The sequence below is a fragment of the Enterococcus sp. JNUCC 77 genome (assembly GCF_054819945.1).
The window spans coordinates 2218902-2232675 of sequence record NZ_JBTHIG010000001.1; the positions used below are offsets into that span (position 1 = coordinate 2218902).

Consider the following 13774-nt stretch of genomic DNA (forward strand, 5'->3'; position numbering starts at 1 on the left):
AGATTTATAAAATTCCGATTGCTGCCAATACAATTAAGATTGCAGTCAGCAAGAGTAATGCTTGGGTTACTTTTAACCCTTTTTTCGTATAGAACCAGTACACACCCATTACAACCGCTAGCGGTAATATACCTGGTGCAATCTGATCTAAAATATCTTGAATAACAAATTCTCGACCTGAAATATCAAATTTCAATGCTGAGGAGACATTTACATAGTTACCTGCTAAAATCCCCATCATGAACAACCCTAAAACGGATAATGTTTCAATTGCTGTCTGAACTCCAGTACTTTGCATTAAACCTGATGCACTTCGTCCCATTGTAAAAGCCTGTCTTGCAAAAAACACACCTAAAATTGCTTGATATAAAGCAAAACAAACAAATGGGAAAATTGCACCTAAAGCACTACCTTCTTGTGCCCATGGAACAGCAATCGCGATAAAAATATATTGAACCGTGCCTGAATCAATTGCATCACCAATCCCAGCTAAAGCACCCATCAAACCCGCTTTTGTGTTGTACATTAAATCATCTTGCATCATAATTTCTTTATTTTGGCTTTCTTCTTCTGCTCGTTGTTGTTCCATCGAAGACATCAAACCAGTGATGACCCCACCACCCCAACTTAACTGAGTGTTGAAGAATAATAATTGACGTTTGTACGCTGCTTTTAATTGTTCCGGATCCTTATATAGTTTTCGTAGAATCGGCATCATCCCGTATAGTAGTGACGGTGCTAAATATCGCTCAAAAGAGTGAGGAATCTCGTTTGCAAAATGCCAACGGAGATAGGCTTTTGTTACGTCTTTTTTTGTAATTTCTTCTGGCGCTTGGGTTGTCTCAGTCATTTCACTCATCTTTTTTCCTCCTTATTAAAATCCATCATCATAATCATCGTCGTCATCATCTAAAGTACTGGAGCTGCTAGCTTGTGCAGGTGCCGGCGCCAATTTCCCTTTTTGTGATTGAACAAAAATCAAGGCAATTAACACACCAAAGATTGCATAAGTTACCATAGTGATTTCTAACGATTTGAACACGACACTTAAGAAATATGCTAAGAAGAAAAATACTAGATAATCTTTTCGACCAATAACATAGACCGTTGTTGCAATACCAATCGCGGCTAAACCACCACCGACAACTTCTAAAATATGAATAACTACGGTACCTTCTAAAGCTGTAATAATATCTGCAATTACTGGTGCCCCTAAATACAATGCGAAGAATACCAATGGTACGAATAATAAGAAAGAAGCAATTGTTGGATACCAAATAATTGACCGTCTAATAGCACTATCATTTAAATCATCCACGGCTTTATCGGTATATTTTCCAAGGAATGTATTGATAAAGAAACGGAATTGATACAAATAACTTCCTAAAAGTCCAACGGGTACAGCTACTGCAATCGCTGCTTCTGGTTTTAAATTACCTAGTAACGCAACGGGTACAGCAATCGCTGCTGCAATAGATGGTTCTGCTGGCATCGAACCGCCAGGAGAAAACACCCCCATATAAATCATTTGCAATGCGGCAGTAACAATCATGGCTTGTGGTACATCTCCCATAATAATCCCAACAACTAAACCAGTCATTAAAGGTGAAAAACGTAAGGTTAAAGTCGCCCCACCACCTAGCCAACGTGACATAATTGCTGCAACCCATAAGGCAATCAATAAACTTTGTAATACATTTAATGTTTCCATAAGTCCTCCCTCTGAATCTTTAATATCAATCAATGCTTAATTTTTTATACTAAAACATTCGTTTTTAAATATTTACTTTCGGCTTGTACGGCCCTCTCCGGCAACTGACCGGCAATAATAGCTTCAACATCTTCCACACATTTTTCGCCCATCGATTCTAAACATTCCATTGTATAAGCTGAAGTATGCGGTGTCATAATGACATTCTCAAACTTAAGATAAGGATGATCACTTCGACCAGGTTCTTCTTCTAAAACATCTGTCGCTAAGCCACCAATCTTCCCACTTTTTAAACCTGCGACCATCGCTGCCTCTTCAATTAATGCCCCTCTTGCACTATTAGAGATATAAACGCTTTCTTTCATCTTAGCGATTGTCTCTTCATTAATGATATGATAATTACCATCATTTAAACTAGCGCATAAACAAATCACATCCGACTGCTCTAACAATTGATCAAATTCAACTTTTTTGGCACCGTAACTTTCAATATGCAGGGCTGATTTATAAGGATCATAAGCCAATACTTCACACCGAAATCCATTTCGAATGGTTTCTACGACACAACTACCAGTATTACCGACTCCAACTACACCAACTGTTTTATTAAAAAGTGTGTGGCCGACAAAACTTGCCCGATCTTCCCAACGATTATCGGCAACTCGATTGTGAGCTTGAACTGTTTGCCTCATTAAAGCCAATAAGTTCGTCACATTATTTTCTGCTACAGCATCTCGTTCAACCAAAGCAGGTATAATCGTTACTACTGTATCGTGTTTTTTTGCTGCAGCTAAGTCTATGTTGTTAAAACCAATTCCATGTCTAGAAATCATCAACAGTTCATCTTTATGCTGGAAAAATTCTTCAGTAAAAAATGGCGTTACACTGGCGATGACAATATTGATTCCCTGTAAAGTCTCAGCCAACTCCTTTCCTCCAATTTCCGAATCAACATTAATGTGCTGGACTTGTCCAATTTTTTCTAACCGTTCCAAATGCTTAGGGAAAACTTTTCCAAAACTACTTGAATTTACAATACCAATTTTGTATTTTGTCATTTTCTTCCTCCATTTTAAACCACTCGATTTTTCAACAGCCTTTTCCATAAATAATGATAGCGTATTCATTTCATACTCTTATTATACAAAAAAATATTTTTTTGTAAATAGATTTAAGAAAAAAAGTTTTTATTGATTTTTGTTCTTCTCCCACTTATCATGTAAAATACAGGTTGAATAAACTTCTATGCATGATATAGTTTTAGAAATATAAATAATTAAGGAGATTAATCATCATGGCTACTTCTATTCGTTTAACAATAAAATCCATCTACAAAAATTTAACGCCTAAAGAGCAATCGATTGCTGATTATATTTTGAAAGAGCCGCAAAAAGTTAGCCATAGCTCAATCAGTGATATAGCTAACGATTTAAACATCGCTGATTCCACTTTTTTTCAATTCACTAAAAAACTAGGGTTTTCAGGCTTTAAAGACTTTAAAATGGCGTTATTAACTAGTGACGATTATCAAAATTCGATGACAACGATCCATCAAGGCATTACACAAGACGACGACGAACTTGAAATGGCTTATAAGATCTTCGACTCAAATATTTCAACTCTTCTAGATACCAAGAAACTTTTGGATAAGCAGAAATTAAAAGATGCTGTTGACTTCATTGATCATTCCGATAGATTATTTTTCTTTGGTGTGGGAGGATCGGAAATTGTTGCTTCAGATGCCTATCATAAATTTCTTCGTAGCCCAGTAAATGTTGTTCACAACGCTGATTATCATATCCAATTAATGGAAGCTTCCATGATGACGGAAAAAGACTGTGCTTTGCTGATAAGCCACACTGGTAAATCAAAAGAAACCATTCAGTTAGCAGAAGTAGCTAAAAAAAATAGTGCAAAAATTATTGTGGTCACCAGCCAAATCCAATCCCAGTTAGCTAAACTAGCAGATATTGTGTTCACCTCGATTTCTGAAGAAACTGCTTTTCGGTCTGAAGCACTGGCGTCACGAATTTCTCAGTTAAGCATTTTAGACGCTATTTTCACCATTTTGATGTTCAGAAATGCAGCTGGTTCGCAAACTTCGATTGGAAAAATTCGAGAAGTCATCAACAAAATTAAAGAATAATCATTTAAATAAAAAAGGACTCAGTAATCGGCAATGATGATTACTGAGTCCTTCGTTATTTGAAATTTGTCGTAAATAAAATACTGTAGACAGTAGCCAAAACATGAACTTTGTCTACTGACTGAACTTCCTTCATAAAGTAGTCTAATTATTTCTAACTTCAGATTTTTTTCACTATTAAAAATAACTAAAATCAACATTTTAAGAAATTAGCTACTTTATATCTTTAATAAGGAATCTAGGATAGATAGGGCTATTTCATAAAATTAAATATGGAAAATTCTTTCTGCATATTGATTTTCTATTTTCAAGTTTCTTTCATGACCACCATCAATATTCGCACTTAAATACACCGGTGGTTCAAAACCTTTAGATACCATTATTTTAATTGCTTCATACATCGTTTGCTGTAATAGCAGTGTAGCTGCAAAGGAGGATGTGCCGCATACTTTTGTTTCCAATCCACTAATATTCAATGCCGCATCACCATAAACTGAATGATTATCTAAAACTACATCAGCAAATTCATACAATAATTTACCACTCTCATGTCGAGAAGTTGACGCCTTAGATGATTCAAGTGCAGTTACAACTATTAATTTATTGTCATGTTTCTTTATTTCTTCAGCCATTTCAATAATCATCGGATTTCGTCCTGAGTTTGAAACTAAGAAAAAAATATCATTTGGACTAACTAAAACTTTATGCATTAATGTTTTACCTACCCCGTGATTCTGTTCATACATACCACCGGCAGGATCCATAATTAATTTCGATGGTATTAACCCTCCTGCGCGCCCGCTGATTTCGAGCGCCGCAGCATACGAATGACCACTTCCAAAAGATTGTGTGATACCGCCATTCATTATTCCTTCCGCAACGATCTCAGCCGCTTTTGTAATATTTGCTGCTTCATACTTTTCAAGTATTTCAGTAAGTTTTCTACATTCATCAAAAAATTCTAATGACATAATGAACACCCTCTCTTAAATCTCGTGTAAACTTCTACATGATTCCTAATACTTTTAAAATAATAGACAGTACAATAATCGAAAGAATTGCTCTTGTTGAATTAAAATGTTTTTTACCTAACAACCAATAGATGACACCTACCAAGATAGCTGGGATCATCATTGGCATAATTTGATCAAGTGTATCTTGAATATTCAGTTCAACATCTCCAGTTTTAAAAGTCCAAGCAATCTTAGCATTTATAACTGAAGGTATCATTGCACCAATAACTGTAACTCCTAATAGTGTTGCTGAAGTTGTTAGAGCATTTAAATGTCCAGACATACTCGTTACTAATTTAACACCTTGTTTGTAACCTATTCTTACAGAAAAAAATCTAAATATTAATATTAAAATATTTACTAGCAACCAGATGATGACACCAATCGCATTTCCTTTTAAGGCTAAATATGATGCTACTGAACCAAAAACTGTTGGAAAAAGCACTCCAAAAATTGTATCTCCAACACCAGCAAAGGAGCCCATTAATCCGGTTTTTAAACTAGATACCGTATCTTTCGAATTTTTACCTTCAGCTTCTTCTGTTGCAATATCCATTCCTAAAATAAATCCACCCATATGAGGAGTAGTATTAAAAAATTGGCTTTGCATACGCATCATGTCTTTTTTTGTCTCTTTATCTTTTCCGTACAGCTTCTCTAGAATAGGAAGCATTGAAAATAGATAACCTCCGCCCATCATTCGTTCATAGTTCCAGGACAATTGACTACCTACCAACCAATTCAAACTTACTTTATCCAGATCTTTTTGATTAATTTTCGTACTCATCGTCACTTAGTCCCCCTCCTGCATTTACATTAACTGGTACTGTATTTTCAGATGTGTTTTGATTACTGATTAATTTTTTAAACTCTAAAATAGCTAATGCTAGACCTAAAAGCGCCACGCCAAACATTGGTATTTCTAAATAAGCCACTGCTAAAAAGCCAATCATTAAATATGTTATGAAATTTTTAACAGGTAAAAATCGCAATAAAATAGCAATACCAACTGCTGGTAGCATCCCACCTGCCACTGAGAGTCCGCCAGTTAGCCACTCAGGAATAACATCTGAAACAAATTTAATTACACCATCACCAAAACTAAATACGATAAAAATCGGTAATCCACGAGAAAGACCCCAACTTATTGTCCCCATTAAGTGGTACATTTTGATTCCTTTAACATTATCTTCTTCAATACTTTTATCAATTTTCTTTTGGAAAAAAACATTGCAAAAACGAGCAAAAATATCTAACTGAATCATTAACAATGCAACTGGTACTGCTAAACCAATACCAAATTCCACACCTTTACCACTTATCACTGCAAATACCGTACCTACAATTGATGCTGTCATATAGTCTGGTACGCTGGCTCCACCATAAGCTTGAATTCCTAATCCCATCAATTGTAAGGTTGCCCCTACTGCCAACCCCATCTTTATATCACCCATAACTAACCCAGTAATCGTCCCAACGATTAATGCTTGATTAGCAATAACATTAATACCTAAATTTTCTACAATTGCATAAAACCCTAATAATGATAAGACTACAATTTGCCAAATTTCAATATTCATTCTTTTTCCCTACTTCCCATAAAATTGTGAGAACGATTTCTCTTCCTCCATTGGAACCATCTGAGCCGTCACAACAACTCCATCTTTTTCTAATTCTAAAATTTTATGCACATCTTCTTCTGATAGAAATACTGATTTGGTCACTTGTTTTGTACCTTCTTTGGGACTAGAGTTGCCTAAATTAAACTTATTAATTGGCACCCCTAATTCAATCAAACGAAAAATCGTTTTGATATTTTTTACAATTAACATTACCTTTTGTCCATGGTAGGCATCTTCTTTTATTCGTCGTGCGGCTGTTTCAGTTTTTAAAATACTTAACTTAATGCCTCCTGGAACAGCAGCTTTTAATGAAGCTTTGGCAATAGGATCATTAACTACCTCATCATCGACAATCATCACTCTTGTAGCTCCCAAAGACCCTAACCAAAGTGTTGCAACTTGACCATGAATCAAACGTTCATCTAACCTTACATGTCTGATTCCCAGATTAATCATTTTACTTTCAGATATTGGGAGATCCATTGGATTAGATTGTTTGTGTACTAATTCTTCATTATTACTAGCTGATGTTTTAATCCCATTTGATCCTTCTATCATAATAGATTTTGCAATACTAGCCGCCGTTTCATTTGGATTGAATCTATCACTATACGCTCTTAATATCATGGGGATATTTAAACCTGAAACTATTTCAATCGGTCTCGTCTCTTCTTCTTTTAATTGATTTAATTGATTGAATGGTGTGCCTCCCCATAAATCAACTAAACATAATAGCTCATCATCTGAGTCAAATTTAGTTAATACTTTATCTAATTTTTCACGAAATAGTTCTAAACTATCTTCAGGTTTTAAAATACATACTTCCACTTTTTCTTTTTCCCCAAAAATCATATCGCTTGTTTGCTTAACACCTAGAGCAAAATCACCATGACTTGCGATAATTATTCCCACACTCATTTTTACCCCTCCTTTAATGTTAGTTCGATCACTGGAATTAGTTCATTTGGTCTTCTGACTGGAATATTTAGCATCAACATGCTTGGATCAAGTGCTTCTTTTACATGAACTTCTGTAATCTCTTTGTATAAATTAGTGGTCGCTTTTCTATCTCCTCCTAAATTTTTTGTATCTGTAAACCGAATTTCCGAACCATCATTTAACAGTCTTGCAAACGAGATCTTTCCGCCTAACTCTGGTAATAAAATTGTTCTATATGGCCAACTAAAAATGTGTAAAAATAATTTATTCCCTTTTTGAGTATAGCGACAATCTAAGGGTGCTTTAAACTTAGACAATGTAGCTCCATAGATAGAATCTCCGTGTTTTCGTAACCATTCTCCTACAGTTTCTAAAATCTCATCGCTAGTCGAGTCCCATTCTCCTCGAGCATTTGGCCCAATATTCATTGTGAAATTGCCGCCTTTAGAAACTGTATCTACTAATTGTTTAGCTACCATTTCACTTGTTTTGAAGTTCAAATTATCCCGATCATAGCCCCAACTATTATTCAAGGTTTGGACTGTTTCCCAGACATCTTCTTCGTTTTCCATAGCATTGTTCCGTGCAAACTGTTCTGGTGTAAGCACGCCTCTATTAAGATCTAAACGGTCATTAATAAATATATTAGGTTGAATTTCATAAATCATTTTTTCAAGCTCGACACTTCCCCAATCAGCAGCACCTTTACCAACCGAAGTTCCCCAGTCTCTACTTTTATATGAAAAATCAAACCATAAATAATCAATCGTTCCGTAATTTGTTAATATTTCTTTCACTTGATTAGTTAAAAATTGTCTATAATTCTTCATGTCACCAGGATTTTTATCAATATACTCTTTGTTGTTTCTCATTGGGTGGTAACCATCAACTAAAAAGTCAGGCTGGTACCAATCTAACAATGAATAATAAATACCAATTTTAATACCAACTTTTCTAAATTCTTCAATAAGTTCACCTAATAAATCTCTTTGATAAGGCGAATTCATTACATTATATGAAGTTTCTTTAGTATCCCACAGACAAAAACCATCATGATGTTTCGCAGTAATAATCACATATTTAAACCCATCATCTTTAGCATTTTGTGCCCATTCTTTAGGGTTTAATAAGTCAGGATTAAAATGATCAAAATACTTTTTATAACCTTCAACACTGATTTCTTCTAAAGTCTGAACCCATTCATGTCTTCCGGCAACTGAATATAAGCCAAAATGAATAAACAAACCATATCTACTTTCTGAAAACCACTTGCGTCCATTTTTTGCTGTCATTTTTTCCTCCTGTAAAGTTTTTTTATTTTATTTAAATAAATTATAGCGTTTGCATAAAAACGTTTCCATAGTTGGAAAGTTTGTTGGCAATTCTTCAAAAAATACGCCATCTAAAAAAATGGAAGCGTTCTAATGTATGATTATTATTGAAATATGGATTATGTAATTAGATTGGGAGGTATATGAAATGTCCACAGTTTTATCCTTTGATTTAGGTGCAACAAGTGGCCGAGGTGTGGTTTTTTCTTTAAATAATGGAAAACTTACAGAAGAAAAAATTTATAGATTTAAAGACTATCAATTAATCGATTCTACAAAAAATCAAATTTATTGGAATATAGATAAAATTATATCTGAAATCAAACAAATCATCGTTCTTGCTTCAACTGAATATTCTATTGAAAGCATTGGATTTGATACTTGGGGATGTGATTTTGGTTTATTAGATGAAAACGGAAATCTCTTAATGCTTCCTTTATGTTATCAAACCATGTTACAAGCTGAGTATTTACATTATGGTATGTCCTTACCTAACGTGTTTCAAGAACGAACAGGGATCGCTAATGCATCTATTAATACCAGTTCACAGCTACTCTTTTTAAAAGATTTTTATCCTGAAGTTTTAAAGAAAGCTAACCACCTTTTAATGATGCCTGATTTAATTCAGTATCTATTAACCGGTGCAATTTGGACAGAATCATCAATCGCTTCAACAAGTCAGCTATTTGATATAGATAAGCATCAGTGGGCATTAGATTTGATAGAACTATTAGGCGTCTCTACTTCTTTATTTTCAACAATTGTTCTGCCTTACACTCAAATCGGAGAAATCGAATTAAACAATAAAAAAATATTGGTTCACTCAGTCATGGAACATGATACAGCTAGTGCTATTTTTGCGTTACCTTCAAATGATCATTCTTGTTTCTTTTTATCTTCAGGAACATGGTCTGTACTAGGAGAAAAATCAGAAAGGGGTATTTTGGTAAATCAACCACTTAATTCTGATTACTCTTATGAACAAGCCGGTGATGGAAAAATATTAAAACTGAAAAATTTGCTAGGTATGTGGTTTATTGAAGAAGCATTAAATTTTGTTAATCAATCTCAATCAATAACCATCCAACAAATTCAAGAAATGTTAATTAACTGCAGTCCCATTGATTTTTTCTTTGATAATCAAAATTCTGATTTGATAAATCAGGAACAATTCGTGGAAAAATTAAAAAAATATGGAGAATTCCATCAGTTTCCATCTATCGATGAACCACACCAAATTTTTCTGATTATTTATCAAAATCTAGCTTTTAAATATGCTACTGTCTTAGAAAATTTAGCTCAATCCACGCCATTAAGTACTCTTTTTTTATTTGGTGGTGGCGGTAAATCAAAATTTTTGAATCAATTGACTGCTGATTTAATTCAATCACCCATAGCTGTCTGTTATTCTGAAAATTCCGCATTAGGAAACGCATTGGCCCAATTTTTAGCCATTGAAACAATTCAAAATCGTGTTGAATTAGTAAGCATTGTCAATGAAAATTATCCCCCTATTTATTTTTATCCGGAAAAATCAGAAGAGTTCAATAATAGTTATAACCAATATAAACAATTTATGAGGAGGAACTACTAATGAATTATCCTAAAATCGGTATTAGACCTGCAATCGATGGTAGACAAGGAGGTGTCCGAGAATCACTAGAACAACAAACTATGGAGATGGCACTCAAAGCGAAAAAGTTAATAGAATCATCACTTTATTATATGGATGGATCACCGGTAGAATGTATCGTTCCAGATATCACAATTGGAGGCTATGCTGACGCTAGCAAAGTAGATGATTCTTTTGCACAGCAGGATGTTATTGCAACTTTAACTGTCTCACCCTGTTGGTGTTACGGTACTGAAACGATTGATTTACGACCAGGTACTTTTAAAGCTATTTGGGGGTTCAACGGAACCGAAAGACCCGGGGCTGTATACTTAGCAGCTGCAATGAGCGGCTATGCTCAAAAAGGAATTCCTGCGTACAAAATTTATGGTAAAGAAGTTCAAGACAACGATGATCAAGCTATTCCAGAAGATGTTAAAGAAAAAATATTACTATTTGCTCGTGCTAGCATTGCTGCTGGGGAAATGAAAAATAAATCTTACGTTAACATTGGTTCTTCTTCAATGGGGATTGCCGGAAGTCAGATTAATCAAGAATTCTTTGAAAAATATTTAGGTATGCACATTGAGTATGTTGATATGACAGAAATCTTACGTCGCATCGAATTGGAAATTTTTGACCCTAACGAATACAAAGTTATTCGAGAGTGGATTGACACTAAATGTCAAGAAGGGATTGATATTAATGAAGGGAAAGAATTTCCGAAAATAATTACTAAATCCCGCTATATTTCTGATAATGATCAGTGGGATTTTATTGCAAAGCAAACCTTAATCGTTCGTGATATTTTATTTGGCAACCCTAAGTTAGCTCAATTAGGATGGTTAGAAGAAGCTAAAGGAAGAAATGCTATTTCGGGAGGCTTTCAAGGTCAACGCCAATGGACAGATTGGTTACCTAATGGCGACTTTATGGAATCAATCTTAACTAGCACATTTGACTGGAACGGACCAAAACAACCGATTTCTTTTGCTACAGAAAACGACACTTGTAATGCTGCTGCTATGCTCTTTGGTTCTCTTCTAACGAATAAAGCACCAATATTTTCTGATGTCAGAACCTACTGGAGCACTGAATCAATTAAACGAATCACAGGTTATGATTTGACCGGTAAAGCTCAGAATGGATTAATTCATCTATTAAATTCAGGTGCTAGTGCTTTGGATGGTAGTGGTGGCAGTCTTGATGAAAATGGACAACCAACTATGAAAGAATTTTGGAATATGACCGAAGAAGACATTGATAGCTGTCTTAGTAAAACTAAATGGTGTCGAGCTAATTATGAATACTTCAGAGGTGGCGGCTTTTCAAGTCAATATCATTTACAAGCTGAACTACCATTGACTTTGATTCGGTTGAATATTATTGATGGGGTTGGACCAACCCTACAGATTGCTGAAGGTTATTCTTGTGAATTACCAGTACATGTTCACGATATTTTGAATAAACGGACCGACGAGACTTGGCCAACACTTTGGTTTGCTCCAAACCTAGGTGAAACTGGTTTTGAAGATGTTTATACAATGATGAATAATTGGGGAAGCAACCATGGTGCTAGTGTTCATGGACATATCGGCGCAGAATTATTAACTTTAGCTAGTATGTTACGAATCCCAGTGTCTCTTCACAATGTCCCAAGTAAAAAAATATTTAGACCGCATGTCTTTTCTGGATTTGGAACAAAAGACACAGAGTCTTCAGATTTCAAAGCCTGTCAAACTTTTGGACCATTTTATAAATAATATTGAGAAAGAAGGATCTCCATGTATTCATCACAAAAACAAGAACTGATTGATTACGGAAATAAATTAATTTCAGATGGCTATACTTTAGGAACAGGAGGAAATCTAAGCTCTTTTATTCGTCAAGACAATCTAATGCTTATCACACCATCAGGAATACCTTTCGATAAAATTGAACTAAAAGATATAGTTACTATGGAACTTAATGGCACTATTGTTGAAGGAACACGACTACCATCAAGTGAATGGCGCATGCATAGCATAATGTATGAGAAACGTGATGATTTAAATTGTATTATTCATGGCCACACTATTTATTCGACTGCTTTAGCCTTACTTGGAAAACCACTTCCAGCCTCTCACTATATGATTGCTACCGCTGGGAAAAATGTACGCTGTGCCAGATATGCGTCATTTGGAACTGAAGAATTGGCGATTAATGCTTTTGAAGCAATGAAAGATAGAAAAGCTGTTTTATTAGCAAACCACGGAGTTCTCACAGGTGGAAAAACAATGGCAGAAGCCTTCGCGGTCCTAGAAGAGTTAGAATATTGCTCAAAAGTTCATATCATTGCGTCAACTGTGGGAATTCCTACAGTTATGACTGATGATGAGATGGCAAACATGGCGATCCGTTTTGAAACCTACGGACAAAAATAACAGCCCTATGGTACACTTAAATCATTCATTGTCAGTGATTGAGGAGGTACATCTATGAGTGATTCTAGAAGAGATCAGATAGTAAATTTATTAAAAAAATATAAGAAATTAGATAATTACGAACTCGAAAAAATGTTATTTTGTTCATACTCTACTTTGAGACGAGAACTACTCATTCTTGAAAAGGAAGGAGTTATTCGCCGATACCGCGGGGGAGTTGTTTTAGAAGTGGAACAAAACCATGTTATTTCCACTAATTACCGAGAAAATGTCATGATCTCTGAAAAAGAAAAAATAGCTGAAATAGCTAGCACTTTTATTGGTCCCGGAATGAGCATTTTTATTGATTCAAGCTCTACCGTTAAAAGATTACTTCCATATTTAGCAAATACTCCAAAACTAGTTGTTATAACAAATGGTCTCAAAATTGCGTATGAATTTTCCCATGTTTGTACAGAAGATTCTAAAATTTTTATGATTGCTGGTGAAGTAATTAAAGATGCAGAGAGTGTCGTTGGTGATTATGGCAACTCATTTCTAGAGTTATTTCAAATAGATTTATGTATCTTCAGTTCTACTGGTATTGATTCATTTGGCATCTACGAGGCTAATTTTGCGCAAGCGTTAGTCAAAAAAAAGGCTATGGCTATGGGCGGTAAAAGTTTACTGTTAGCAGATTACACTAAATTTGGGAAAAAACACGCTTATAAATTTTCAGACTGGGCTTCTTTTGAATATGTCATCACTGATCAGCAACCCGATGATGAATATCTAGCTATTGCTAAAAAATACGATACAGAAATTTTATATTAAATATATTTTTTTGAATTTTATTTGTAAATTTCCAAGAAAATGATCTTCGAAAAATGCTATATTGTATATGCTATGACATCAATGAAAATAGGTTTATCATTAACTTCTTTTAGTTATACATTAAATACAAAAGGAACCTCTACTGAAAATAGTAGAGGTTCCTT

13 protein-coding genes are annotated in these 13774 nt (G+C 34.7%); 5 read left to right on the top strand and 8 right to left on the bottom strand.

Annotation, left to right across the window (positions count from 1 at the left end; all coding sequences use genetic code 11):
- Positions 1–4: 4 nt before the first annotated feature.
- Genes ACVWNY_RS10745 through ACVWNY_RS10755 form a run of 3 tightly spaced genes read right to left on the bottom strand, consistent with a single transcriptional unit; the run spans position 5 to position 2769 of the window.
- Positions 5–850, bottom strand: coding sequence for a PTS system mannose/fructose/sorbose family transporter subunit IID (locus ACVWNY_RS10745; RefSeq protein ID WP_425514621.1), 846 nt, complete (start codon positions 848–850; stop codon positions 5–7).
- A gap of 24 nt (positions 851–874) precedes the next feature.
- Positions 875–1711 carry a PTS mannose/fructose/sorbose/N-acetylgalactosamine transporter subunit IIC gene (locus ACVWNY_RS10750; protein ID WP_218326349.1) on the bottom strand — a complete coding sequence of 279 codons (837 nt, stop codon included), beginning with the start codon at positions 1709–1711 and terminating at the stop codon, positions 875–877.
- 44 nt (positions 1712–1755) lie between these two features.
- Positions 1756–2769: a D-isomer specific 2-hydroxyacid dehydrogenase family protein gene (locus ACVWNY_RS10755; protein ID WP_218326350.1), complete on the bottom strand. Its 1014-nt coding sequence runs from the start codon at positions 2767–2769 to the stop codon at positions 1756–1758.
- A 236-nt stretch (positions 2770–3005) separates the two neighbouring features.
- Between ACVWNY_RS10755 and ACVWNY_RS10760 the strand changes: the two genes are divergently transcribed.
- Positions 3006–3857 carry a MurR/RpiR family transcriptional regulator gene (locus ACVWNY_RS10760; RefSeq protein WP_218326352.1) on the top strand — a complete coding sequence of 284 codons (852 nt, stop codon included), beginning with the start codon at positions 3006–3008 and terminating at the stop codon, positions 3855–3857.
- 266 nt (positions 3858–4123) lie between these two features.
- On the opposite strand, the gene ACVWNY_RS10765 is transcribed toward ACVWNY_RS10760, so the two are convergent.
- The 5 genes from ACVWNY_RS10765 to ACVWNY_RS10785 are packed head-to-tail and all read right to left on the bottom strand — an operon-like array spanning position 4124 to position 8723.
- Positions 4124–4828 (bottom strand): SIS domain-containing protein, encoded by a 705-nt coding sequence (locus tag ACVWNY_RS10765; RefSeq protein ID WP_218326353.1) that lies wholly within the window; start codon positions 4826–4828, stop codon positions 4124–4126.
- Positions 4829–4862: 34 nt separating this feature from the next.
- The gene (locus ACVWNY_RS10770; RefSeq protein WP_218326722.1) at positions 4863–5657 is read right to left on the bottom strand and encodes a PTS system mannose/fructose/sorbose family transporter subunit IID; all 795 of its coding nucleotides are present in this window, start codon (positions 5655–5657) and stop codon (positions 4863–4865) included.
- Positions 5641–6450, bottom strand: a complete 810-nt coding sequence (locus tag ACVWNY_RS10775) for a PTS mannose/fructose/sorbose/N-acetylgalactosamine transporter subunit IIC (RefSeq protein WP_218326354.1) — start codon at positions 6448–6450, stop codon at positions 5641–5643. Before ACVWNY_RS10775 ends, ACVWNY_RS10770 begins: the two co-directional genes overlap by 17 nt.
- A gap of 9 nt (positions 6451–6459) precedes the next feature.
- A complete protein-coding gene (locus tag ACVWNY_RS10780; RefSeq protein WP_218326356.1) occupies positions 6460–7410 on the bottom strand; it encodes a PTS sugar transporter subunit IIAB in 951 nt (316 codons plus the stop codon).
- Between the two features lie 2 nt (positions 7411–7412).
- Entirely contained in the window at positions 7413–8723 is a 1311-nt protein-coding gene (locus tag ACVWNY_RS10785; RefSeq protein ID WP_454071365.1) for an alpha-L-fucosidase, read from the bottom strand.
- A gap of 187 nt (positions 8724–8910) precedes the next feature.
- Here ACVWNY_RS10785 and ACVWNY_RS10790 point away from each other — a divergent pair, with 187 nt between their 5' ends.
- Genes ACVWNY_RS10790 through ACVWNY_RS10805 form a run of 4 tightly spaced genes read left to right on the top strand, consistent with a single transcriptional unit; the run spans position 8911 to position 13610 of the window.
- A complete protein-coding gene (locus tag ACVWNY_RS10790; protein ID WP_218326358.1) occupies positions 8911–10356 on the top strand; it encodes a rhamnulokinase in 1446 nt (481 codons plus the stop codon).
- On the top strand, positions 10356–12137 hold the full coding sequence (locus ACVWNY_RS10795; protein ID WP_218326360.1) for an L-fucose isomerase: 1782 nt from the start codon (positions 10356–10358) through the stop codon (positions 12135–12137). Before ACVWNY_RS10790 ends, ACVWNY_RS10795 begins: the two co-directional genes overlap by 1 nt.
- Before the next feature lie 21 nt (positions 12138–12158).
- Positions 12159–12797 (top strand): L-fuculose-phosphate aldolase, encoded by a 639-nt coding sequence (locus tag ACVWNY_RS10800; protein ID WP_218326361.1) that lies wholly within the window; start codon positions 12159–12161, stop codon positions 12795–12797.
- A 54-nt stretch (positions 12798–12851) separates the two neighbouring features.
- Positions 12852–13610 (top strand): DeoR/GlpR family DNA-binding transcription regulator, encoded by a 759-nt coding sequence (locus tag ACVWNY_RS10805; protein ID WP_438719455.1) that lies wholly within the window; start codon positions 12852–12854, stop codon positions 13608–13610.
- The last annotated feature ends 164 nt before the right edge of the window (positions 13611–13774 follow it).